The sequence below is a fragment of the Kitasatospora sp. NPDC004614 genome (assembly GCF_042873675.1).
Lineage (GTDB): Bacteria > Actinomycetota > Actinomycetes > Streptomycetales > Streptomycetaceae > Kitasatospora.
The window spans coordinates 241,673-265,910 of record NZ_JBIALR010000004.1; the positions used below are offsets into that span (position 1 = coordinate 241,673).

Genomic DNA, 24,238 nt, shown 5'->3' on the forward strand with positions numbered 1-24,238 from the left:
CGGTACAAGTGGCCGGGGAAGGGTGTCAGCCCAGGTGGGCGATCCAGGGAAGGTCGTCGGGGTTGCGCATTTGGTCGAGGACGGTGCGCAGCCCGCCGTCAGGGGCGGCGTCGCGGAGCCAGGGGACGGGGGCGAGTAGGGCGGCGAGGTGGTCGGTGGCCTCTTCGTCGAGGAGGGGGTCGAGTTCGGTGGGGATGGGGTCGTCGACGAGGCAGAGCCAGGCGAGGGCCGCGCTCACTCGGACCTCCGTCGGTCGGGTGGGGTCCCGCCACCAGGTGTGGGTGTGGGCGATTGTGGTGGGATCGCGTGTCTCCCAGGCCAGTTGGGCGATGGCGAGGACCAGGCTCGCGCGGGTCACCGGCTCGGTCTCGGTGGCGAAGCGGGTGTGCAGGGCGGCCGTGATCCGGGCGCGGGCGCGGGCGGGGGCGGCCGCGAGGGCGTAGGCGGTGACGGCGCGGAGCGTTGCGGTGGGGTGGTCGAGCAGGGGGAGGAGCAGGTCCGCGTCGTCGGCGATGGCCTGCTGGGCGGCCTGGACGGACCAGTTGGCGTTGTGGCCGCCGCAGTCGAAGACAACGCGGTCGGCAGGTTCGCCGGCCCGTAGCAGTCCGGTGCGGGTGCCGCTTCCGAAGTGTGGGCGGCGGGCGAGACTCCCGACCAGGAGGAGGACGTCGGGGTCGGGACGAGCGAGGGCGGTGCGGATCAGGAAGGGGACGGCGAGGGTGCCGGCTGTGGAAGGGGTGCCCTGGTGGCAGACGCTGTTCCACAGGCGGGACAGCGCCCGGTCGGCGCTCTCCGTGTCGCCGTGGCGGATCTGCTCCAGCAGGTGGGGGATCTCGGCGCCGTCGAACCAGTCCCACGGCACCGCGTCGTACTGCGGGCCGTCCTTGACCTCGGCGGCCATCGCGGCCATGACCGTCCGTACGTCGTGCGAGGTGTCCACGTGGAACTCCGGCCGGTGTTCCTCCCAGGTCGCGGCGGTGTCCTTCTTGACCTGCCAGCTCGCGATGACGTCCGCCCACTCTCCGTCGTACTGGTCAAGATCATCAGTGCTCATGGCGACGCACCGTAGCGCCCGCCGCCGACACCGGCCCGGGATCCGTTCGATGGGCGATTGCGCGGCGCGCGGGTGACCCCGGGGCGGATCCCGCACCGGGCCGTTCGTGGTGGGGAACGGTCTCGACCCATTTCCCTCGTACTCGAAGGCGGTTCTTCATGCGTCGTATCGGCATGCTCATCGCGACCACCCTCGGCGCGACCGTCCTGGCCGCCGGCCCGACAGCGTCGGCGGACATCCCCCAGCAGCCCGACCAGGCCCCGGCTCCAGCCGCGGCCGGGACGCAGACCTCGGCCCAGGACCCGGCTCAGGACCCGGCCGGGACGCCGACGGAGGACGCCGACGCGAAGAGCTGCGTCAAGGCCGACACATCCCCCTCCGCCGTCACCAACCAGACCGAAGGGGTCGCCCTGATCTTCGACGCACCCGACTGCACCGGCCACGTACTCGGCGCCATGCTGCCGGGCGAGACCAAGGACCTCACGCTCGGCCAGAGCGTCCTCTTCGTCCAGTAGCGGCCCCGACCACCAGCCGCAAAGCGCCGGCCACCATAACGGTGGTCGGCGCTATGCGTTCCGTCGGGCGGGCCGGGGTGGGCGTGCAAGTGGTGAGGCCGGGCTCGCCAGGCGCGACGTTCAGTTGTTCGTGTCGGATGCTTGCTGCTCGTCGCGCGTGCGGCGCAGCAGGTCGCGACGCTCGTGGATCTCTTCGGGGGTGATCGGGCCGTGTTCGGCCTCGGCGAGGGTGATGAGCTCGTCGAGGTTGTCCCGTTCGAGCCGGCGGACAGCCGGAGGGGTCGCTGCGGGTCGGGCCGCTTCGGCAATGTCGCGAGGCGTGGTGATCGAGTGCTTCTGGGTGGGCTCGCTCATGCTCCTCATTCTGGTGCTCACGGTCGGTCGGACGCGGGCTGTTGGAGGTGGGCGTGGAGGTGGGTGAGGAGTGGGAGGGAGTAGTGGGCGGTGTGGGCGGGGGCTTCTTCGGTGGGGCAGAGGAGGACGCCGGCCAGGATGAGGTGTTCGAGGGCGGCGAGGGCGGGGGCGGGGGAGAGGTCGAGGGCGTGGCGGGCGTGGGTGAGGTCGAAGGTGGGGGTCCAGGGGTGGCGGGCCAGGTGGGTGAGGGTGGTGCGTTGGTCGGGGGTGAGGGCGTGCCATTGGGTGTCGAGGCGGTCGCGGAGGCGGGTTTCTCCGACGGCGAGTTCGTCGAGGGCGCGGTGGGGGTCGGCGAGGCGGTCGGCGAATTCGTCGAGGGGGAGGTGGCGGAGGGCGGCGAGTTTGTAGCCGGCCAGGCGGACGGCGGCGGGCAGGAGGCCGCACGCGGTGACGATGCGTTCGGCGGCGGTGGGGGCGGCGTCGACGCGGTGGGTGCCGACGAGGAGTGACAGCAGGGCGAGGGCTTCGGGGAGGGTGAAGGGGGCGAGGTCGGTGCGGTGGGTGGCGCCGAGGCCGGGGAGGGGGGTGCGGCCGGTGACCAGGGCGACGGCGGGGCCGGGCGGTGGGAGCAGGGCGTGGGTGGTGTGGTCGTCGGAGGCGCCGTCCAGGACGACCAGTGCTCGGTGTTCGGCCAGCCATTCGCGCCAGGTCTGCAAGGGGTCGGCGGTGTCGGTGGCGAGCAGCCGGGCCAGGTCGGCGGCGACGGCCCGGGGTTCGCGGGCGCGGCCGGTGGCGTCCCGCAGGTGGATGAAGAGGCGGCCGTCGGGGAAGTCGTCGCGCAGTGCGTGGGCGGCGCGGATCGCGAGTGCGGTCTTGCCGACGCCGATCGGTCCGGTCAGCACCACCGGGCGTTCGGCGCGGCGTGCGGCGCGGACCAGTTCCGCGACCTGCTGTTCCCGTCCGGTGAACGCGGTGGTGTCCGGCGGCAGCACGGTCCGGCCCGAGCGCGCGGCGGCACGCGGAGGCGGGGGCGTCGGGCGGTCGGCGAGCAGTTCGCGGTGGCAGGCCTCCAGCTCGGGGCCGGGGGACAGGCCCAGTTCGCGGGAGAGTTGCTGGCGCAGTTGCGCGAACGCGGCGAGTGCTTCGGCGCGCCGCCCGGCGCGGTGCAGGGCGAGCAGGTGGACGGCCTGGAGGCGTTCGCGCAGGGGGTGACGGTCGGTCAGGTCGGTGAGGGCACCCGCGACCCGGCCGGCGTGGCCGAGCCGCAGTTCGACCTCGGCCCAGTCCTCGACGGCCGCGAGGTAGCGGGCGGTCAGTCGTTCGGCGACGGCCCGCAGCGCGGAGGAGTGCCGCAGTTCCGGCAGTGGCGGGCCGGCCCACAGCCGCAGTGCCTCGCCGAGCAGCCGGCCGGCCTGTTCGTCGTCCTGCCGGGCCGCCGCCTCCCGGCCGGACCGGACCAGGGCGGCGAACCGCAGGGTGTCCAACTCCTCGTCGGCGACGTGCAGTTCGTAGCCACCGGGGCGGTGCACCAGGCGGGCCGCGCCGAGTGCCCCGCGCAGGCCGGAGACGTACACCTGGAGGTTCTTGCGGGCGGACCGGGGCGGTTCGTCCTCCCAGACGGCCTCGGTCAGCAGGTCGGTGGAGAGCAGCGTGTTGGGGTGGCCGAGCAGGGCGGCCAGGACGGCGCGCTGTTTGAGCGAGCCGAGGGCGAGCGGGCCGTGGCCGGTCTCGGCGGCGAGCTGGCCGAGCAGGCGGAAGCGCAGCGGTGGGCGCTCGGGGTTCGGGGTGGCGGGGCGGTGATTCAGTCCGGCGATCACGAAGCCTCCTCACCCGCACGGAGCATCGTTGCTGCGCGCGTCCATGACAGGTCAGCCTGTCAGAGGGGTGGGCGCTCCGGGTATCCCAGGTTTCTGGGATGTTCCACGACCCGCGGCCAGGCCAGCGCGAGCAGCGCGGCGTCGTCGTCGGCGCCGCCGGTGGCGAAGGCGCGGGAGTCGCGGTGCAGCCAGTCCAGCAGGGCGACGGGGTCGGGGCCGTCGGGCTGCGACTCCAGGTGGGCGGTCAGGCGGGGGAGCAGCGGGTAGAAGGCGCCGTCGGCGGCGCGGGCCTCGGTGAGGCCGTCGGTGTACAGCAGCAGGGTGTCGCCGGGGCCCAGCGGGACGGCGGGTGCGGGCTCCGCGGCCACCGGGTCGGGGAGCAGGCCGCTCAGGCCGAGCGGCGGGCGCGGGGAGACCGGGAGTTCGGCGACGCCGGTGCCGTGCAGGATCAGCGGCGGCGGGTGCCCGCAGGACAGCCCGTGGGCGGTGCCGTCGGCGGCGATCTCGACCAGGAAGGCGGTGCCGAACGCCTCCGAGTCGTTCAGGTGGCGCCGCAGGCTGGTGTCCATCCGGTCCGCGAGGTCGTCGAGGCGGGCGTGATCCTGGGCGGCCTCGTGGAACGAGCCGAGGATGACGGCGGCGGTGGCGACGGCGTCCAGGCCCTTGCCGCGGACGTCGCCGATCAGGGCGCGGACGCCGAACGCGGTGTCCGCCACCGCGTACAAGTCCCCGCCGACCCGGGCGTACTGTGCGGCGGCCCGGTACGCGGCGGCGGTGCGGAACGGTCCGACGACGGGCGGCGGCGGCCGCAGGATCGCGCGCTGGGCGGCCTCGGCGACCGAACTGACCTCCACCAGGTGCGCGGCCGCCTGCTCGCGACGGTGCACCAGGTAGACGCCCAGCGCGGCGATGATGACGATCACCGAGGTGGTGCCGATCGCGGCGCCGATCCGGCCCGGTTCGTCCGGGACGAAGGCCCAGCGGGTGCCGATCGCGAGCACCGCCGACGCCAGGATCATCGGCGGCCGGAACGCCATCGACACCAGGGCCGGCACCGCGACCACCACCGACGGCGTCTGCCAGCCGTCCGGCGCGAACTGCAGGCCGACCATCACGCAGTACATCAGGACGGCGGTCCCCAGCGACACCACCCGCCCCACCTTGCCGACCCCGTACCCCGCGCCGTCCTCGCTGCGGTCGGTCCGCACCGGCACTCACCTCCCACCCGCCCGCACAACTGCCGCGCAATCCTCCCGCGAGGCAGGGGCCTTGGGCGCGCCGCCACACCGCTGCGCGGCAGACCGCTGCGCGTTACACGGCTGCGCGGCAGACCGCTGCGCGTTACACGGCTGCGCGGCAGACCGCTGCGCGTTACACGGCTGCGCGGCAGACCGCTGCGCGGCAGCCGGTCAGCCGCCGGTGGTCAGTCGTCGGCGCGGCACAGGCGGACCAGGCAGCTGGCGTAGTCGCCGGCCGGCAGCGGTGGCTCGATGCCGCGGTGGACCAGGACGGCGCCGCTGTACTCCCGGTTCCGGTCCAGGTCGAGGTAGTTGGCGGCGGGGTCGAGCGTGGGCAGGCGGATCGGGGCGGGCGGGTGCCCGAAGCGGGTGGTGGGGCGCCAGACGAGGAGCGCGTGGTCCCGGCCGTCGTGGGAGGCGTAGTGGACGGCGCCCACCGGTCCGGGCGGCGCGAGCCGGTGCTGGACGCCGCGCTGGACGAGCGGGCGGATCTGCTTGTAGCGGGTGACGAGTTCGGCGGCCTCGGCGAGGTCCTCCGCCGACCAGGACGTCAGGTCGCCGCCGATCCCGAGCGCCCCGGCCATCGCGACGTGGAAGCGGAACCGCAGCGGGGTGCTCCGCCCGGTCGCCGGGTTGGGGCTGTCGGTGACCCACGCGGCCATCGCCTGGGCGGGGAAGAGCTGTGAGAAGCCGTGCTGGATCCCGATCCGGTCGACCGGGTCGGTGTTGTCGGACGTCCAGGCCTGGTCGGTGCGGGCGAGCATGCCGAGGTCGACCCGGCCGCCGCCGCCCGCGCAGGCCTCGATGCGCAGGCCCGGGTGGTCGGCGCGCAGCCGGTCCATGATCCGGTGGACGGCCCGGGTGTGTTCGATCCACAGCCGGTCCGGGTCCGGGTGGCCGTCCCAACCTGCTTCGGTGAAGGGCCGGTTGGCGTCCCACTTCAGCCAGTCGACGGCGTGTTCGCGGACCAGGGCGTCGAGCGTGCCGTGGGCCCAGGACTCGACCTCCGGCCGGGCGAAGTTCAGCACCAGCTGGTGGCGCAGCTCGGTGGCGTCCAGGTGCGGGGAGTGCGCCACCCAGTCGGGGTGGGTGCGGTACAGCTCGCTGTCGCGGTTGACCATCTCCGGTTCCACCCAGAGTCCGAACTCCATTCCGAGCCGGTGTACTTCGTCGGCCAGCGGGCGCAGCCCGCGGGGGAAGGCGGCGGGCCGGGGCGTCCAGTCGCCGAGCCCGGAGCGGTCGTCGCGCCGGGTGCCGAACCAGCCGTCGTCCAGCACGAACAGTTCGGCGCCGAGCCCGGCGGCGAGCCGCGCCAGGCGGAGCTGGCCGGCCTCGGAGACGTCGAAGCCGGTGGCCTCCCAGGAGTTGTACAGCACCGGCCGGTCCTGTTCGGGCCGCGGCAGGACGTGTCTGCGTACGTGGTCGTGCCAGGCGGCACTGGACGCGCCGAAGCCGTGCGCGGTGTACAGGCCGGCGAACACGGGGGTGTGCAGCCGCTCGCCGGCCCGCAGCGTCCAGGTGGTGCCGTCGTGGCCGAAGCCGCCGGTCCAGCCGGTGCGGCCGACCGGGTCGCGGTGCACGGTGATGCGCCAACTGCCGCTCCAGGCCAGTGCGGTGCTCCACACCTCGCCGTGTTCCTCGGCCGCGGTGCCGTCGTCCACGGCCAGCCAGGGGTTCGCGTGGTGCCCGGTCAGGCCCCGGCGGCTGGTGAGGACGGTCTCGGCGACCGGCAGCCGGTCGCGCCGCAGCTGGAACTCGCTGTTCCAGCCGCCCACCAGGTGGCTGAGCCGGTAGTCGGCCAGCGCGGGGGTCCGCCAGGCGGCCGAGTCGAGCCGGTCGACGGTGATCGGTTCGTCGGGGCCGTCCGCGGGGCCGAGGTGGGTCAGTTCGGTCCAGCGCTCGATCACGTCGCTGTCGGGCCGGACGCGGTAGCAGAGTTCGGCGCGCAGCGGGCGGCGGCGGTCCTGGAGGCGCAGCCGCAGTTCGCCGCCGTCGACCTGGTGGCCGGTGAAGCGCCACTGGGCGCCGCGGGTGCCGTCGGCGAAGCGGACCTGGAGGCCGGCCGGGCCGAAGCGCGCGCCGGTCTGCGGCGCGAGTTCGTCGGCGGCGGCGTCGTCCTCGAAGCTGCTGTCGGCGGGGGAGCCGGCGGCGGGCAGCGCCGCCAGGGCGGCGGTGTCGAGCGGGGCGCCCCAGTACAGGTGCCGGGGGCTGCCGTCGGGGTGCAGGCGCAGGGCGTACACGCTGTTCGGGGTGCGCAGGACCGCGAGGCCGCGGTCGGGGTCGAAGCTGACGGGCGGAGGCGTGGCGGGCACGAGTGAAACCCCTGACGCGCGAAGGGAGTTGGGTGGCGTCCGGCCGGAGGCGGCTCCCGAGCGTAGGGCGGTCCCGGTTCCCGAATCAATACTGTCGGAAGTTATTTATTTGCTCTAGATTGCCCACGTGTCCCGACAACGCTCGCAACCCCTTGTCAGCGCCCCGGCCGAGACCGCGATCCTTTCCCGTCTGCTGGCCGAAGGGCCGCTCAGCAGAGTCGAGTTGGCGCGCCGCACCGGGCTCTCCTCGACGGCCGTCACCAAGGCGGCCCGGCCGCTGATCGACGGTGGCTACCTGTACGAACTGCCACCCGAGCGCACCGCCCCCGGTGCGGGCCGGCCGGTGTACCCGCTCGCGGTGGACCGGGACCGCGAGTACTTCCTCGGCGTAAAGATCAGCGCCGACCAACTCTTCGGCGCGGTATGCGACTTGAGGGCGGGCATCCGGGACACCGCAGTCCGGCCGGTGGAGGTTTGCACCCCGGAGGCCGTCACTGCGCTGCTCGCCGAACTGGTCGACGAACTGCTCGACTCCGAGCCCGGGTTCCGGGCCCGCACCCGCCACCTCGGGATCGCGGTGAACGGCGACGTGGACCGCGACCGGGGACGGCTGCGGCACTCCGGCCTGCTCGGCTGGCGCAACGTCCCGCTGGCCGAACTACTGGAGGCCGCAACTGGGTTGAGCGTCACCGTGGAGAACGACGTGCGGGCGCTGACGGTCGCCGAGCACTGGTTCGGCGAAGGCATCGGCACCGGCTACTTCGCCCTGGTCACCATCGGTTCGGGCATCGGCTCCGCCCTGGTCGTCAACGGCCAGCTGATGCGCGGCGCGTACGGCGTCGCGGGCGAGGTCGGCCACCTGTGCGTCGACCCGGCCGGGCCGCGCTGCCGGTGCGGCGCCCGGGGCTGCGTCGAGGCGATCGGATCGATCGACGTCATCCTCGACACCGTCCGGCAGGCGGCCGGAGATCCGCGGCTCACCTTCCCCGAGGTGGTCCGGATGGCCCGCGAGGGCCGGCCCGAGGCCCGCGAGGCGTTCGCCAGGGCCGGGAAGGCGATCGGCACCGGCATCGCCGCGCTGGTCAACCTGATCGGCCCGGAGCGGGTGGTGGTCAGCGGCGAGGGCGTCGACGCCTACGACCTGTTCAGCCGTCACATCCAGGACGCGTACGCGGCGCACGCCTTCGGCGCGGCCTCCCGCTGCCCGCTGTCGCTGCGCCCGCTGCCCTGGCAGGAATGGGCCCGCGGCGGCGCCGCGGTGGCCATCCAGGCGCTCTTCCCGCAACCTCCGGCCGGCGGCTGACCCGCAGCCGCGCCCGACCCTCCGACTTCCCGACCCCGCCCCGACCGTCCGACTGCCGACACCCAGACCGCCGACCGCCCGACTGCCGATCCCTCGGCCCCCGATTCCCGACCACCGAGTCCCCGATCGCCGATCTCTCGGCACCGATTCCCGGCCTGCGGCGGCGCGGCGGTGGCCATCCAGGCGCTCTTCCCGCAACCGCCGGCCGGCGGCTGACCCGCAGCCGGGCCCGACCCTCCGACTTCCCGACCCCGCCCCCGACTTCCCGGTCTCTGACTGCCCGACCGCTGACTCCTCGGCACCGATTCCCGACTGCCGACCGCCCGACTGCCGACCGCCGGACTGCCGACTGCCGGACTGCCGACCTCTCGGCCCCTTGACCGCCGGCCCCCGTCCACCGATTTCCCGACCGTCCGACCGCCGACCTTTCGGCCCCCGATTCCTGACCCCCGACCTCCGCCCGCCGCCCGCCCGGGCCGGCAGGCAGCGGCGACGAGCCGGTCGGGGTGAGCAAGTGCCCTGCAACCCCCTCACAGCAAGGACACGCGCCCCATGAACACCCCCGCGCCCCAGATCGACCGACGCAGGTTCCTCACCGGATCGCTGCTGATCGCCGCCGGAGCGGTCGTCAGCACCGCCTGCAGTACCGATCCCACCGGCGGGTCCTCCGGCGGTAGGACCACCCTCAACGTCTGGTACCACGCCTACGGCGAGGCCGGCACCCAGCAGGCAGTGCTCCGCTACGCCACCGCCTTCACCAAGGCCAACCCGGACATCGCGGTCAAGGTGACCTGGGTCCCGGGCGACTACGCGGGCAAGCTCTACGCCAGCCTGCTGACAGACGCGGCCCCCGACGTGTTCGAGATCGGCGACTTCGACGAGGGCCTCGCCCACCGCGGGCAGATAGCCCCGCTCGACGACCTCTACGGCGACGCCAAGGCCGACTTCAACGCCGCCGCCCTCGACACCGTCACCGTCGAGGGCAAGCTGTACGGCGTCAAGATGATCGACGACGTGCTGATGGTCTACTACCGCAAGAGCGTCCTGGCCGCGGCCGGAATCACCCCGCCCACCACCTTCGACGGCCTGGCCGCCGCCGCGAAGGCGCTGAGCACCGGAAAGTCCAAGGGCCTGTACCTGGGCACCGACGGCACCGGCGACGGCCCCGCCATCGCCGTGATGTCCACCGGCGGCGAACTGGTCACCCGCGAGGGCAAGGTGGCGTTCGGCTCGCCGCAGGCCCTGGAGGCGCTCACCGCCTTCAAGCGCCTGCACGACGACAAGTCGCTGCTGCTCGGCTTCACCACCGACTGGTGGGACCCGTCCGCGTTCACCCAGGGCATGGCGGCGATGCAGTGGTGCGGCCTGTGGGCGATGCCCGCCGTCCGGACCGCGCTCGGCGACGACTTCGGCGTCATGCCGTGGCCCGCGTTCCGTGAAGGCGGCACCCCCGTGCTGCGGGTCGGCGGCTGGACCAGCTGCGTCAACGCCAAGGGCCAGCACGTGGACGCGGCGAAGAAGTTCGTCCAGTGGCTGTGGGTGCAGAACTCCGACCTGCAGCGGGACTTCGCCGAGAGCTACGGCCTGCACGTGCCGCCGCGCACCTCGGTGGCCGCCACCGCGACCAAGCTCACCACCGGCCCCGCGAAGGAGACCGTCGACCTCGCCCTGAAGTACGGCCGGCACAACCCCGGCACCTGGAACACCGCGGTCAGCACCGCCTTCAACGCGGCCGCGGCGAAGATCGCCACCGGCCAGGGCGACCCCGCCGCCCTGCTCGCCGACGCGGCGGGCAAGGCCCAGAGCGAGATCGACAAGCAGCTCGGCCGATGATCCCCGCCCTCGACAGGACCCGTCCCGCGGCCGGCCGACGGGCCCGCACCGCCCGGGCCGCCCGGGCGAGCCGTTCCGGCCGGCTCGCGTTCGCCCTGCTCACCGCGCCCATGCTGATCGGGCTCGGCCTCTTCAAGTACCTGGCGATCGGCTGGAGCTTCCTGCTCAGCCTCAGCGAGGCGCGCGGCAGCATCGCCCTCGGCCACTGGGTCGGACTCGACAACTACCGCACGCTGCTGGCCGACCATGCCTTCCGCGACTCGCTGCTGACGATCCTGCTGTTCACCGCGTTCATCGTGCCGGTCACCTTCGCGGCCTCGCTCGGCCTCGCCCTGCTCGTGCACCGCGTCCGGCGCGGCCGGGCACTGCTGCGCACCGCCTTCCTGATCCCGACCGCCGTCTCGTACGTGGCGGCCTCGCTGCTGTGGAAGATGTGCCTGTTCAACGGGCTGCCGACCGGTGTCGCCAACCTGATCGGCGGCTGGTTCGGCGCCGAGCCCGTGCCTTGGCTGCAGACCGTCTCGCCACCGCTGTACTGGGTGGTGCTGGTGACGCTGCGGCTTTGGCTCCAGGTCGGCTTCTACATGGTGCTGTTCCTGGCCGGCCTGCAAGCCATTCCGCGGGAGGTGTACGAGGCCGCGGCGCTCGACGGGGCCTCCGGCAGACGGCTGTTGACCGGCGTCACCCTGCCGATGCTGCGCAACACCTCCGTCGCCGTGCTGATGCTGCTGTTCATCGCCGCGTTCCAGGCCTTCGACGAGTTCTACAACCTGTTCAGCAGCGGCATGTCCGGCACCGGGACGGCGCCCGTGCAGACCCCGCTGGTCCACCTCTACAACACCGCGCTGGGAAGCCAGAACTACGGCGTCGGCTCCGCCGGGGCGTTTCTGCTGACCGCCCTGATCGTCGGGGTGACGCTGATCCAGGGCCGGGTCACCGGCTTCGGCCGGGCCGGGGAGTGAGCGCCGCATGAGCACCTTGTCCGCCCCGCTGCGGGCCGCCCGCGTCACCGTCCGCGGCCTGCTGATCGGCCTGCTGACCGCGGTCTTCCTGGCGCCCTTCTACCTGATGCTCCGCAACGCGCTGATGGACAGCCGGGGTCTGACGGCGCCGGAGTGGACGTGGTGGCCGTCCACCATGCACTTCGACAACTTCACCGCGCTGTTCCAGGACCCGTCCGTCGCGATGGGCCCGGCGCTCGGCAACTCGCTGCTGGTCGCCGCCGTCACCGCGCCGCTGTCCACGCTGCTCGCCTCGGCCGCCGGGTACGCGCTGGCCCGGATTCCCGTCCGCGGGCGCGGCGTGGTGCTGGCGCTGGTGGTGGCGACGCTGATGATCCCCGGCTCGGCGACCTTCGTGCCGACGTTCGTCGTGGTCGGCTCGATGGGGGGCGTCAACACGCTGTGGGGCATCGTCGCGCCCGGCCTGTTCAACCCGTTCGCGGTGCTGCTGTTCCGCAACTTCTACCTGCAGTTCCCGAGCGAGATCGAGGACGCCGGCCGGCTCGACGGCCTCGGCTGGCTCGGCCTTTACCGGCGGATCGCGCTGCCCAGCTCCGGGGCGATGCTGGCCTCGCTCGGGGCACTGGCCTTCATCGACAGCTGGAACGCCTTCCTGTGGCCGCTGGTGATCGGCCAGGACCCGTCCGCCTGGACCGCGCAGATCGCGCTGTCCACCTTCCTCACCTCGCAGACCATCAACCTTCCCGGGCTGTTCGCCGGCGCCGTGGTCACCATCACGCCGCTGGTCGTCATGTTCCTGGTCGCCCAGCGGTACATCGTCGAAGGCATCGCCTCCAGCGGCCTCAAGGGCTGACCCGGCGTCACCACCGCACCACCGCATCGCGCAAGGTAAGACGCACCTCTCCCCCTCGTCAGGAGCGTTCCGTGAAACCTCGCCCCACCGTGCTCCGGTGTACGTCCGCCGCCCTCGCCGCGGCGTGCGCCCTCGTGCTCGGCACCCTCACCCCCACCGCGTCCGCCGCGTCCGCCGCCGACATTCCGACCGTCGCGGCACCCGTCCTCACCGGCCCGCAGCTCGCCGCCTCCTGGGCCGGCCCGCTGTCCACCCGGGGCCGGTACGTGGTCGACGCGAACGGCGACCGGTTCAAGCTCAAGTCCGGCAACTGGGCCGGAGCCCAAGGCACTTGGCAGGGCAGCGGCGACGTCCGCGACCCGGCGAACCACCAGGCCCGGCAGATGTCGAACAACATTCCGCTGGGCCTGGACCGGACCCCGATCGCCCGGATCCTGGCCGACTTCCACACCATGGGCCTGAACAGCATCCGGCTGCCGTTCGCCAACGCGCTCGTCCACGACACCACCGCCGTCCCGGACTCGGCCGTCGCGGCCAACCCGCAGCTCAGGGGCAAGATACCGCTGCAGGTGATGGACGCCGTGGTCGCGGCGCTGACCGCGGACGGCTTCGCGGTGATCCTCAACAACCACACCACCAGCTACCGGTTCTGCTGCGGCCTGGACGGCAACGAACGCTGGAACAGCGGGCAGTCCACCCAGCAGTGGATCGACGACTGGGTGTTCCTGGCCAAGCGGTACCAGGACAACAAGCGGGTGGTCGGCGCCGACCTGCGCAACGAGGTCCGCCGCGACACCTGGAACGACGCCAACTGGGGCTGGGGCGACGACCACGACCTCAACCAGGCGCTGGAGGACGCCGGCAACCGGATCCTGCAGGCCGACCCCGACCTGCTGATCGTCATGGAAGGCATCAACTGGCAGGGCATCCCGACCGACCTGACCCCGCACTGGCGCCCGACGCTCACCCCCGTCGCCACCCTGTCCAACACCCTGATCCGCTCCGACAAACTCGTCTACTCCGCGCACTTCTACGGCTACACCGGCCCCAGGCACACCGGCGCCACCGGCACCGGCGAGACCCACGACCCGCGCTACGAGGAACTCACCCCCGACCAGCTCGCCCAGGCGGTCGACGACGAGGCGCTGTTCGTCACCCGCACCGGCCAGCACTTCACCGCACCGGTGTGGATCAGCGAGTTCGGCGCCGCCGGCCGCGGCCCCGCCGACGCCCGCGAACGCGCCTGGTTCGACAACTTCACCGACATCCTGGTGCGCAACGACACCGATTTCGCGATCTGGCCGCTGGTCGGCTGGAGCGACAACACCGGAACGCCGCAGGACAACTGGGCGATGGTCAACTACACGGCGGACGGCACCCGGCTCGGCGTCATGGACACCGGCGACTGGCGCGCCGCCGACTGGAACAAGCTGATCGGCGCCCCCGCCCGCAGCGGACCGGTCGCCGACGGCCCGCGCTGGAACATGCTCAACCTCGACCACTACGACGCCAACCTGTCCGCCGCCATGCTGGCCGGGCCCGACTGGTCCTACGGCAACCGCAAGGGCAACTGCCCCGACACCCAGCGCCTGGCCGGCCTCGGCCGCAGCGACAGCCGCGGCCTGTGCACCGATGCCGGCCGGCCGGCCAAGGGTGCCGGCGCCTGGACGACCGTCACCGACGAGCGCTACGTCACCCACGGGGACTGGGCGAGCGGCTACAACAAGCTCCAGTGCCCGGACAACACCTTCGCCGTCGGCTACAGCGTCAACCGCAACGCGATGTCCGCCCTGCTGTGCGCGCCCGCCGCCAACGCGCTGCCCCTGACCGGGCGCAACGTGTGGTTCGACAGCGGCGACAACCGGCCCGCCACCGGCGGTTCGGCGGCCAGCGACTGGGCGCCCGGCTACTACAAGGGCCAGTGCGCCGACAACGAGTACCTGGCGGGCGTCGCCTACACCTGGAAGTGGAACCACGGCGGTGTGCCCGACGCGCTGCTGTGCCGCCCGCTGAACTGACCCGTCCGCCGAACCGAACCGAACCGACCCGCCCACGCCCACGCCCGCGCCCCGCCCCGCCACGAAGGGAGCACCCCTGTGCACAGCAAGCAGCGGTTGACCGAGCAGCGGCTCGCCCGCGTCCTGTCGCAGCGCGTCCGCCCGGCCGTCCACGCCCGCGCGCTGCCGCTGACGGTGGAGATCTGGAACGCCCCCGGAGAGCCGGTGCCCGCCGCGCAGGCGATCGCCGCGCCGTACCGGCCCGTCGCGGTCGGGCACCGGTGGGGGCCGGCCTGGTCGACCAGCTGGTTCCGGATCAGCGGCGAAGTCCCCGCCCACTGGGCGGGGCAGCGGATCGAGGCGGTGCTCGACCTGGGCTTCGACGTCACCGGCCCCGGTTTCTCCACCGAGGGCCTGGTGCACCGCCCCGACGGCAGCGTGGTGAAGGCGCTCAATCCGCGCAACGCCTGGATCCCCGTCGCCGACCCGGCGAGCGGCGGCGAGCGCTTCACGTACTACGTGGAGGCCGCCGCCAACCCGACCGTGCCGCTGCCCGGCGAGGCGCACCACGCGCCGACCCGGGCCGGGGACCGGCCGGCCTGGCTGACCGGCGCGGCGGCCGCCGGCGGCGACCCGCTCTACCGGCTGCGCCGGGCCGAGCTGACCGTCTTCGACCGGGAGGTCTGGGAGCTCGCCCAGGACCTCGACGTGCTCGGCGAGTTGATGCACGCCCTGCCCGAGGGCGCGGAGCGCCGCTGGCAGCTCCTGCACACCCTCGAACGGGCCCTGGACGCCGTGGACGTGCAGGACGTCCCGGCCACCGCGGCCGCCGCCCGGGCCGTCCTGCGCCCGGCCCTGGCCGCGCCCGCGACCGCCGGCGCCCACCGGATCTCCGCGGTCGGGCACGCCCACATCGACACCGCCTGGCTGTGGCCGCTGCGCGAGGCCGCCCGCAAGGTCGCCCGGACGGTCTCGAACGTCACCCACCTGATGGATCATCACCCCGGCTTCCGCTTCGCGATGTCCCAGGCGCAGCAGCTGGCCTGGCTGAAGGAGCAGCACCCGGCGCTCTACGCCCGGGTCCGGGAGAAGGCCGCGAGCGGGCAGTTCCTCCCGGTGGGCAGCCTGTGGGTGGAACCCGACACCAACATCACCGGCGGGGAGGCGTTCGTCCGCCAACTCGTCCACGGCAAACGGTTCTACGCGCAGGAGTTCGGCGTCGAGACCGAGGAGCTGTGGCTGCCCGACACCTTCGGCTACCAGGCGGCGATGCCGCAGCTGCTGAAACTCGCCGGGGTGCGCTGGTTCCTCACCCAGAAGATCTCCTGGAACACCACCAACAAGTTCCCGCACCACACCTTCTGGTGGGAGGGCATCGACGGCACCCGGATCTTCACCCACTTCCCGCCCGCGGACACCTACAACGGCGAGCTGACCGGCGCCGAACTCGCCCACACCGTCCGCAACTTCCAGGACAAGGGGCCCGCCAACCGGTCGCTGCTGCCGTTCGGGTACGGCGACGGCGGCGGCGGGCCCACCCGGGAGATGCTGGCCCGCGCCGAGCGGCTCGCCGACCTGGAGGGCTCGCCGCGGGTCGAGATCGAACCGCCCGCCGCGTTCTTCGCGCGCGCCCACGCCGAGTACCCCGACGCGCCGGTGTGGCTCGGCGAGCTCTATCTGGAGTTCCACCGGGGCACGCTGACCAGTCAGTTGCGCACCAAGCAGGGCAACCGGCGCAGCGAGCACCTGCTGCGCGAGGCCGAACTGTGGTCCGCCACGGCCGCCGTGCACCGCGGCCTGCCGTACCCGTACGAGGCGCTCGACCGGCTGTGGAAGACCGTCCTGCTGCACCAGTTCCACGACATCCTGCCCGGCTCGTCCATCGCCTGGGTGCACCGGCAGGCCGAGGAGACGTACGCCGCCGTCCACGCCGAACTGACCGGGATCGTCGATGCGGCGCAGCGGGCGCTGGCCGGCCCCGGGGACGGCACGGTGGTCTTCAACGGCGCGCCGCACGCCCGCGGCGGCGTCCCCGCGTTCGGCTCGGCGCCGCGCGCGGGGGAGCCGGCGCCCGAGGTCGACCCGGTGCCGGACGGGGACGGCCGCCTGGTGCTGGACAACGGGCTGGTCCGGTTCACCGTCGACGCCCGCGGCCTGGTGGTCTCCGCCGTCGACCTGGCCGCCGGCCGCGAGGCCCTGCCGCCCGGCGCCGCGGCCAACCTGCTCCAGCTCCACCAGGACTTCCCCAACGAGTACGACGCCTGGGACCTCGACGCGTTCTACCGCAACACCGTCCGCGACCTGGACGTGGCCGACGAGGTGACGGCCGTGCCCGGCGGCGTCGAGGTCCGCCGCAGCTTCGGCAGCTCGCGGATCCGGCAGCGGCTGTCCCTGCGGGAGGGTGCCCGGCGCCTCGACATCGACACCGAGATCGACTGGCACGAGCGCGAACGCATCCTCAAGGCGGCCTTCCCACTGGACGTGCGGGCCGACCACTCCACCGCGGAGATCCCGTTCGGCCACGTCCGGCGCCCCACCCACACCAACACGAGCTGGGACGCGGCCAGGTTCGAGATCTGCGCCCACCGCTTCCTGCACGTCGGCGAACGGGGCTGGGGCGCGGCCCTGGTCAACGACTCCACCTACGGCCACGACGTCACCCGCGACGTGCGCCCCGACGGTGGCACCACCACGACCGTGCGGCTGTCGCTGCTGCGCGCCCCGCGCTTTCCCGACCCGGACGCGGACCAGGGCACCCACCGCCTGCGGTACGGCCTGCTGCTCGGCGCCTCGGTCGCCGACGCCGTTCGCGAGGGCTACGCCCTCAACCTCGCGGAGCGGGCCGTGCCCGGTGGTACGGCGGTGGCCCCGCTGGTCTCCGTCGCGGACGACGCCGTGGTGATCGAGGCCGTCAAACTCGCCGACGACGCGTCCGGCGACCTGGTGGTCCGCCTCTACGAGGCCCATGGCGGCCGGGCCCGTACCACCCTGGCCGTCTCCGTCCCCTGGCGCACCGTCACCGAGACCGACCTGCTGGAGCGGCCGCTGCCGGACGCCGAGCCCGTCCACGCCGCCGACCGGCCCGGGCCGGTCCTCACCCTCCGCCCGTTCGAGATCCGCACCCTGCGGATCGCCCTCGCCACCGGGTCCTGAGGGCCGTGCCCGGCGGCCGGTCAGCCGGGGAAGCGCAGGCGGAGCAGGGAACCGCCGTGCGGGGCGGGGGAGATGGTGAGGTCGCCGGCGTGCGCGTCGAGGACGGCGCGGACGATGGCCAGGCCCAGGCCGGTGCCGGACAGGCCGGTGGCGGGGGAGTGGGCGAAGCCGACGCCGGTGTCCTCGACGTCGAGTTCGGCGCCGTCCCGGCCGGTGCGGCAGCGCAGGGTGATGGCGTCGCCGGGGGCGGTGTACTTGACGGCGTTCTCGACCAGGGCGTCGAGGGCGGCCTCCAGGCGGGATTCGTCGCCCTCGATGCGGACGGCGGGCGCGTCCAGGTGCCAGTGGCGGTCGGTCGCGGGCCGCCAGCGCTGGACGGTGCGGTGCACCAGGGCGTCGAGGTCGACGGGGCCGTGCTCGGGTTCGGCGGGGTGGTAGGCGTCGGCGAGGACCAGCAGCCGGCCGGACAGGCGGGCGAGCTTGTCGAGTTCGTCGAGGACCACGTCGAGGTCCTCCCGCCCGGCCCCGGCGGGCAGTTCGCCCTGGACGAGTTCGGCGTAGCAGCGGGCGACGGTGATCGGGGTGCGCATCTCGTGCGAGCAGGTGCGGACGAACAGCTCCTTGTCCTGCTGGGCGCGGCGCTCCCGTTCGGCGGCGGCGCGGACCTCGGCGAGGGCGGCGGCGCGGCGGCGGACGTGCCAGGCCATGGCGAGGAACACCAGTGCCATCAGCGGGACTTCGGCGAGTTCGTCCCAGCCGAGGTGGCCGTGTGCGGCGTACCCGGCCATGGTGCCGCCGGTGACCAGGGCGACGGTGGTGAGCACCACGGCCGTCCGGCGGGTGGACCAGGCCTGGAAGCCGTAGACGATGGACATGCTGATCCACACCAGGTGGAACGCCACCGTCTCCAGCTCGGGCGCGACCAGCAGCACGAGTTGGGTGCAGGCGACGAACAGCACCCAGCCCGCGAAGAGCGCGCGATCCCGCGCGGTGCGGTCAGCAGGCACTGAACGCGTACCCGACGTTGCGCACCGTCTCGATGATCGGCCGCGGCGCCTTGCCGCGGATCCGGCGGACCGTCACGTCGACCACGTTGCTGGCCAGGTCGTCGCTGTAGCCCCAGACGCCGGCCAGCAGTTCATGCCGGCTGCACACCTGTCCGGCCTGCCGCATCAGGTGGCCGAGCAGCATGAACTCCCGGTGCGAGAGCGGGATCTGGCGCCCGTCGATGCCGAGCGCCTGCCGTTCGAGGTCGAGCGCGACGTCGCCGACCCGCAGCCAGCGCTGGGGTGCGCCGGCGGGGGCGGTGCGCAGCCGGGAGCGGACGCGTTCGACCAGTTCGGCGGTGGCGAAGGGTTTGCCGAGGAAGTCGACGGCGCCGATCCGCAGGCAGCGCACCCGGGTGGCCACGTCGACCACGGCGGACAGTACCAACACGCGTTGTTCGGGGCGTAGCTCGAAGGTCTGGCGCATCACTTCGAAGCCGTCGAAGCCGGGCAGCATCAGGTCGAGCACGGCCAGGTCGTACGCCTGGTCGCGCAGGCGCTGGACGGCTTCGGGGCCGGTGGCGGCGCCGTGGACGAGGTGGCCGTCCGCGCTCAGGGTGCGGGTCAGGTAGGCCCGCAGGCGGGCTTCGTCCTCGACGACCAGCAGTCGTGCCATGCTCGGTACTGCCTCCCCCGCCCGCTGGGCGGCAATCGCGCCCAAGTTGCGGATGATTATCGCACTTTGTGTGTGCGCTGCGGAGCTGATGTGCCGTCATGACGGCTTCATGACGGGAATGTCATCTTCCCCGGCCCGCCCGGCGGCCGTCCCCACACTGGGGCCGCATCCGCCGCCGCTAGGGCCTGTCTTCAAACCCCCGCCTGCCCCACAACGCCTGGCACGCACTCTCGCCGCACCGGGCGAAAGACCAAGTACACCCAGTACGAGGCCTTCCACCCGGCACGCCGAGAGCACGCACCAGACGCCGCGGGGCTGTGCCGCGGGTTTGAAGACAGCCCCTAGTCGCCGGCCGGCGACGCGGCCCGCACACCCCCGTGGCACCCGCCGCTCCCGCCGAGCCGGAAGGGACGGACCCGCGCGACGGCGGCCGGGTGCCGACGGAAGGAGAAACGGCGTGTTCACGCGCCAGACAACGAGGCCGCCAGGCCGCAAGCGGCGGCACCTCGTCGCGATGGCCGGCGTCTGGGCCGTGGTCGCGGCCCTGCTCGGACTGCCCCCGGCCCAGACCCAGCAGGCGGCCGCCGCCGGCCCGTCCGGGCCGACCGACCAGAGCAAGGTCCCGCACTACTTCGGCCCCTGGCCGAACTGGGCGAACAGCCCGCTCACGACGTCCCGGGCCAAGGTCCACATCAGCAGCAACGTCACCACCGTGGCCGTGGGCAACCCGCTGACCGCCCGGGCCTACGCCACCGACTACGCCACCCCGAAGGGCCAACTCGGGCCGGTGTTCGTCATCCTGACGAGCACCCCGCTGCCCGCCGGCACCCTCAAGAACTTCCGCAGCTGGAACCAGACCACCCCGGGCAACAGCCCCAGCAGCTCCGAGGGCGGCCTGTTCCACGGCTACGTGCTGCGCCCGACCGGCACCGCCGACACGTACACGGTGGTCGCCGACAGCGGACTGCGCACGGTGCCCGCGGCGGGCACCGCAGGCGGCGAGATCACCACGTACGACATGCCGGACACGCCTGTCCAGGCCGGCGACCTGATCGCCTTCTACGGCGAGGGCGTCCCCGTCGACACCGGCGTCGAGCACCCGGCCGACACCCTGGTGTACCCGGCCGGCGCGGACAACAGCACCAGCCCGGCGACCGGAGTCGCCCCCGCCAAGGACGCCACCCTCACCGTCGGCGCGCCCGGCTGGGAGCGCTACGCCACGCAGGACCGGACGTACTCCTTCGGCGCGCAGGTCGCGCTGGCCGGCGGCGGCGGCGCGGAGGCCACCGCCACCGTCGACCCGCGCACCGGTGGCATCGCGAGCATCGAGGTGACCACGCCCGGCCACGGCTACGCCGAGGGCGCGACCACCGTCACCGTCGAGGGCGGCACCACGGCCGCCACCGCCACCGCCGCCATCCAGCAGACCCGCAGCGTGGTCGACTACAAGGTCGGCGCGGGCGGCAGCGGCTACGGCGGCTTCGAGGTCGCCGTCACCGGCGGCGGCGGGAGCGGCGCCGCGGCCACCGCGTCCGGCGGCGTGGCGGCCGTGAACGTCACCGACAGCGGCGCGGGCTACACCATGCCGACCGTCGACTTCGACCTGCCCGCCCAGCCGGACGGCACGGTGGCCAAGGGCCACGTCGACCCGGCCGACCTGACCGCGAGCGGCGGCGTCGCCAAGGTGATCGTCGACGACCCCGGCAGCGGCTACACCGCCGCGCCCGGCGTCACCATCCGCAACGGCACCCTCGCCGATCCGATCGCCGGCGCCACCCCGGCCGCCGCGAGCAGCGGACTGAAGCTGCTGGCCCTCACCGTCGACACGCCCGGCTCCGGCTACGCCTCGACGCCCGACGTCGCCGTCACCGACCCCACCGGCCACGGCGGTTCGGGGGCCACGGCGAGCGCCGTGACCAACCTCGGCGCGATCAGCTCGATCAGCGTCACCAGCCCCGGCGCCGGCTACCTGACGCCCGGCATCAAGAAGTTCCAGGACAAGCTGCCCGTCACCTGCAACCCGGGTGCGAACGGCACCGGCTGCCCGGACGTGCAGCAGCTGACCGACCCGAGCACCGACCCGGCGGCCAAGTTCATCCCCGAGGCGGTGCCGGAGACCGTCACCACCGGCGGCAAGCAGGCCGACCAGTACGTCATCGCCCTGGTGCAGTACCGCACCCGGTTCTCCTCCGACCTGCCGCCCACCCTGGTGCGCGGCTACGTCCAGCTCTCCACCGACGCGGTGCCCGGCCGCAAGGTCCCGCTGTACAACGAGCTGATGGACGGCACCCGGCAGCAACTGCCGTACACCGGCGTCGCCGCACCGCAGTGGATGGGCCCGCTGATCGCCGCCACCAAGGACCGGCCGGTGCGGGTGGTGTTCCGCAACCTGCTGCCCACCGGCGCCGCCGGAGACCTGTTCCTGCCGTCCGACAGCACCGGAATGGGCGCCGGCATGGGCCCGATGACGATGCCCGCCCCCGGCAACAGCTCCACCGTCACCGACGAGGTGCGCAACCCGCCCTGCACCAACGCCAAGTCCGGCTGCTACACGGACAACCGGGCCAACCTGCACCTGCACGGCGGCATCACCCCGTGGATCAGCGACGGCACCCCGCACCAGTGGATCACCCCCGCGGGTGAGCACACCGACTGGCCGCAGGGCGTCGGCGTGCAGAACGTGCCCGACATGGTGGACGGCTCCGGCGCGACCCTGTGCGCCGCCGCCGACGACGGCTGCTCGACGTTCTACTACACGAACCAGCAGAGCGCGCGGCTGATGTTCTACCACGACCACTCCTACGGCATCACCCGCCTGAACGTGTACGCGGGCGAAGCGGCCGGCTACACCATCACCGACGACACCGAGAAGGCGCTGATCAGCAGCGGCACCATCCCCGACGCCGCGTCAACCATTCCGCTGCTGGTCCAGGACCGCACCTTCGTGCCCGACGACACCCAGCTCAAGGACCAGTTCGACGCGGGCGGCGACCGGGTCACCTACGGCCAGGACCCGACCTGGGACGCCAAACGCTGGGGCGGAAAGGGCAGCTTCTGGTACCACCACGTCTACATGCCCGCGCAGAACCCCGGCGACTCCAGCGGCATGAGCTCCTACGGGCGCTGGATGTACGGGCCGTGGTTCTGGCCGCCGGCCGGCAACACCACGTACGGGCCGATTCCCAACCCGTACCACGACCCGCACTGCAAGCTGGACGACCCGACCACCTGGCAGTACCAGGCCGCGCCCTACTGCGAGCCGGAACAGATCCCCGGCACCCCGAACATCTCCATGGGCATGGAGCAGTTCAACGACACCCCCATCGTCAACGGCGTCGCCTACCCGAAGCTGACCGTCCAGCCGAAGACCTACCGGCTGCGGATGCTCAACGCCGCCAACGACCGGTTCTTCAACTTCCAGTGGTACACCGCAGACCCGAACCAGGGTGACGGCACCACCGAAGTCGCCCTCAACCCCGACGAGTTGAAGGCCGCCCAGACCGACCCCAACGTGTCGCCCACCCCGAAGGACGCGCACAACGCGGCCGCCGGGCCGAGCTGGATCCAGATCGCCAGCGAGGGCGGCTTCCTGCCCGCCCCCGCCGTCATCGACGGACAGCAGCCGACCACCTGGATCACCGACCCCACCCGCTTCGATGTGGGCAACGTGGACAAGCACTCCCTGACCCTCGCCCCCGCCGAACGGGCCGACGTGCTGGTCGACTTCGCGAAGTTCGCGGGCAAGACCCTGATCCTCTACAACGACGCGCCCGCCGCCTACCCCGCCCGGGTCGCCTCCTACGACTACTACACCGGCGCCCCCGACCTCGCCCCGGCCGGCGCCCCGAAGATCATGCCCGGCTACGGCCCCAACACCCGCACCGTCATGCAGGTGACCGTCGCCAACACCGCCCCCGCCCCCGCGTTCAACCTGTCGAAGCTCCAGGCCGCCTTCCGCCACCACGCGGACGGCTCCGGCGTCTTCGAATCCGGCCAGCACCCGGTGATCGTCGGCCAGGTGGCCTACAACTCGGCCTACGGCACCAGCTTCTCCGCCGGCAGCAACTGCAACACCGCGAACTCGACGCAGAACAACTGCGACGGACTGGTCCGGGTCAACGACACCACGGCGTTCAACTTCAACACGCTCAAAGCGCCGACGTCGAAAACCACCCTGCCACTCCAACCCAAGGCCATCCACGACGAGATGAACTCCACCACCTTCGACGCCTACGGCCGCATGCAGGCCACCCTCGGCGTCGAAGCCCAACCACCCACCCCGGGAGCCCAGAACGCCACCCTGTACCCCTACGTCAACCCACAGACCGAATTGATCGACGGCACCTCGCTACCAAGAGGAGACGTCAAGGTCACCCCGATCGGAAACGCCGCCGACGGCACCCAGATCTGGCGGTTCACTCACAACGGCGTCGACACCCATCCGATCCACTTCCACCTCTACGACGTCCAAGTGCTCAACCGGGTGACCTGGGACAACATCATCATCCGGCCGGACGCCAACGAACTCGGCTGGAAGGACACCGTACGGATGAGCCCACTGGAGGACACCATCGTCGCGCTGCGACCCGTGGTGCCCACCGTGCCCTTCGAAGTACCCAACTCGGTACGGCTGCTGGACCCGGCGATGCCCGCCGGTGACACCTCGATGTTCAACAACACCGACCCGCAGGGCAACCCGACCAACGCCATCACCAACCAACTGGTCAACTTCGGCTGGGAGTACGTCATCCACTGCCACATCCTCAGCCACGAGGAGATGGACATGATGCGGCCCGAATCGCTCGCCCTGCCCCCGGCCAAACCCGACGGACTGAGCGCCGCCGTGGTCGGCCAGGGCAGCAACGCCAAGGTCCAGCTCCAGTGGCAGGACAACTCGATCACCGAGACCTCGTTCACCGTCCAGCGCTCCACCGACGGCACGAACTGGACCGACGTCGGGACGATCGCCTCGCCGCTCGACCAGCCCAACATCCACCAGAGCCGTACCTTCGTCGACATGACGTCCGCGGCGACGAACTCGTACAGCTACCGGGTGGTCGCGCTCAACGCCGTCGGCTACGGCGGACAGTTCCCGAGCATGACCGTCAAGTCCGTCTCCGACCCGCTGCAGGTTTCGGCGGCGGGCAACGGGATCCGGCGGATCCCCGGCTGACGCCCCGCTCCG

At 72.8% G+C, this 24,238-nt stretch carries 15 protein-coding genes; 8 read left to right on the forward strand and 7 right to left on the reverse strand.

Annotation, left to right across the window (positions count from 1 at the left end; all coding sequences use genetic code 11):
* Positions 1-25 precede the first annotated feature (25 nt).
* A complete protein-coding gene (locus ACFYST_RS13290) occupies positions 26-1,054 on the reverse strand; it encodes a hypothetical protein (protein ID WP_387861790.1) in 1,029 nt (342 codons plus the stop codon).
* A gap of 158 nt (positions 1,055-1,212) precedes the next feature.
* On the opposite strand from ACFYST_RS13290, the gene ACFYST_RS13295 reads away from it, so the two are divergent.
* Positions 1,213-1,569 (forward strand): hypothetical protein, encoded by a 357-nt coding sequence (locus ACFYST_RS13295; RefSeq protein WP_387861791.1) that lies wholly within the window; start codon positions 1,213-1,215, stop codon positions 1,567-1,569.
* Between the two features lie 120 nt (positions 1,570-1,689).
* Here ACFYST_RS13295 and ACFYST_RS13300 read toward each other — a convergent pair whose 3' ends face one another.
* The 4 genes from ACFYST_RS13300 to ACFYST_RS13315 form a co-directional block, all read right to left on the reverse strand.
* Positions 1,690-1,923 carry a CopG family transcriptional regulator gene (locus ACFYST_RS13300; RefSeq protein ID WP_387861792.1) on the reverse strand — a complete coding sequence of 78 codons (234 nt, stop codon included), beginning with the start codon at positions 1,921-1,923 and terminating at the stop codon, positions 1,690-1,692.
* 17 nt (positions 1,924-1,940) lie between these two features.
* Positions 1,941-3,740: a BTAD domain-containing putative transcriptional regulator gene (locus ACFYST_RS13305; protein ID WP_387861794.1), complete on the reverse strand. Its 1,800-nt coding sequence runs from the start codon at positions 3,738-3,740 to the stop codon at positions 1,941-1,943.
* Between the two features lie 59 nt (positions 3,741-3,799).
* Positions 3,800-4,948, reverse strand: a complete 1,149-nt coding sequence (locus ACFYST_RS13310) for a PP2C family protein-serine/threonine phosphatase (RefSeq protein WP_387861795.1) — start codon at positions 4,946-4,948, stop codon at positions 3,800-3,802.
* A gap of 215 nt (positions 4,949-5,163) precedes the next feature.
* The gene (locus ACFYST_RS13315) at positions 5,164-7,290 is read right to left on the reverse strand and encodes an alpha-galactosidase (RefSeq protein ID WP_387861796.1); all 2,127 of its coding nucleotides are present in this window, start codon (positions 7,288-7,290) and stop codon (positions 5,164-5,166) included.
* 127 nt (positions 7,291-7,417) lie between these two features.
* Between ACFYST_RS13315 and ACFYST_RS13320 the strand changes: the two genes are divergently transcribed.
* From ACFYST_RS13320 to ACFYST_RS13345, 6 genes are all read left to right on the forward strand, one after another.
* Positions 7,418-8,593, forward strand: a complete 1,176-nt coding sequence (locus ACFYST_RS13320) for an ROK family protein (RefSeq protein WP_387861798.1) — start codon at positions 7,418-7,420, stop codon at positions 8,591-8,593.
* 552 nt (positions 8,594-9,145) lie between these two features.
* Entirely contained in the window at positions 9,146-10,426 is a 1,281-nt protein-coding gene (locus ACFYST_RS13325) for an ABC transporter substrate-binding protein (RefSeq protein WP_387642773.1), read from the forward strand.
* Entirely contained in the window at positions 10,423-11,388 is a 966-nt protein-coding gene (locus ACFYST_RS13330; protein WP_387642772.1) for a carbohydrate ABC transporter permease, read from the forward strand. Before ACFYST_RS13325 ends, ACFYST_RS13330 begins: the two co-directional genes overlap by 4 nt.
* A gap of 7 nt (positions 11,389-11,395) precedes the next feature.
* Positions 11,396-12,241 carry a carbohydrate ABC transporter permease gene (locus ACFYST_RS13335; protein ID WP_387642771.1) on the forward strand — a complete coding sequence of 282 codons (846 nt, stop codon included), beginning with the start codon at positions 11,396-11,398 and terminating at the stop codon, positions 12,239-12,241.
* Positions 12,242-12,312: 71 nt separating this feature from the next.
* Positions 12,313-14,259, forward strand: a complete 1,947-nt coding sequence (locus ACFYST_RS13340) for a glycoside hydrolase family 5 protein (RefSeq protein ID WP_387861800.1) — start codon at positions 12,313-12,315, stop codon at positions 14,257-14,259.
* Between the two features lie 78 nt (positions 14,260-14,337).
* Positions 14,338-17,391 (forward strand): alpha-mannosidase, encoded by a 3,054-nt coding sequence (locus tag ACFYST_RS13345; protein ID WP_387642769.1) that lies wholly within the window; start codon positions 14,338-14,340, stop codon positions 17,389-17,391.
* A gap of 20 nt (positions 17,392-17,411) precedes the next feature.
* Here ACFYST_RS13345 and ACFYST_RS13350 read toward each other — a convergent pair whose 3' ends face one another.
* Both ACFYST_RS13350 and ACFYST_RS13355 read right to left on the reverse strand, forming a co-directional pair.
* Positions 17,412-18,398: a sensor histidine kinase gene (locus tag ACFYST_RS13350; protein WP_387642768.1), complete on the reverse strand. Its 987-nt coding sequence runs from the start codon at positions 18,396-18,398 to the stop codon at positions 17,412-17,414.
* Entirely contained in the window at positions 18,388-19,053 is a 666-nt protein-coding gene (locus ACFYST_RS13355; protein ID WP_387642767.1) for a response regulator transcription factor, read from the reverse strand. The genes ACFYST_RS13350 and ACFYST_RS13355 overlap by 11 nt, the downstream gene beginning before the upstream one ends.
* Before the next feature lie 457 nt (positions 19,054-19,510).
* Here ACFYST_RS13355 and ACFYST_RS13360 point away from each other — a divergent pair, with 457 nt between their 5' ends.
* Positions 19,511-24,226 carry a multicopper oxidase domain-containing protein gene (locus tag ACFYST_RS13360; protein WP_387861802.1) on the forward strand — a complete coding sequence of 1,572 codons (4,716 nt, stop codon included), beginning with the start codon at positions 19,511-19,513 and terminating at the stop codon, positions 24,224-24,226.
* The last annotated feature ends 12 nt before the right edge of the window (positions 24,227-24,238 follow it).

Excerpts from the sequence above, each read along its gene's own strand:
- ACFYST_RS13300 (WP_387861792.1), bottom strand. The coding sequence starts at position 1,923 with ATGAGCGAGCCCACCCAGAAGCACTCGATCACCACGCCTCGCGACATT.
- ACFYST_RS13335 (WP_387642771.1), top strand. The coding sequence starts at position 11,396 with ATGAGCACCTTGTCCGCCCCGCTGCGGGCCGCCCGCGTCACCGTCCGC.
- ACFYST_RS13330 (WP_387642772.1), top strand. The coding sequence starts at position 10,423 with ATGATCCCCGCCCTCGACAGGACCCGTCCCGCGGCCGGCCGACGGGCC.
- ACFYST_RS13325 (WP_387642773.1), top strand. The coding sequence starts at position 9,146 with ATGAACACCCCCGCGCCCCAGATCGACCGACGCAGGTTCCTCACCGGA.
- ACFYST_RS13355 (WP_387642767.1), bottom strand. The coding sequence starts at position 19,053 with ATGGCACGACTGCTGGTCGTCGAGGACGAAGCCCGCCTGCGGGCCTAC.
- ACFYST_RS13295 (WP_387861791.1), top strand. The coding sequence starts at position 1,213 with ATGCGTCGTATCGGCATGCTCATCGCGACCACCCTCGGCGCGACCGTC.
- ACFYST_RS13290 (WP_387861790.1), bottom strand. The coding sequence starts at position 1,054 with ATGAGCACTGATGATCTTGACCAGTACGACGGAGAGTGGGCGGACGTC.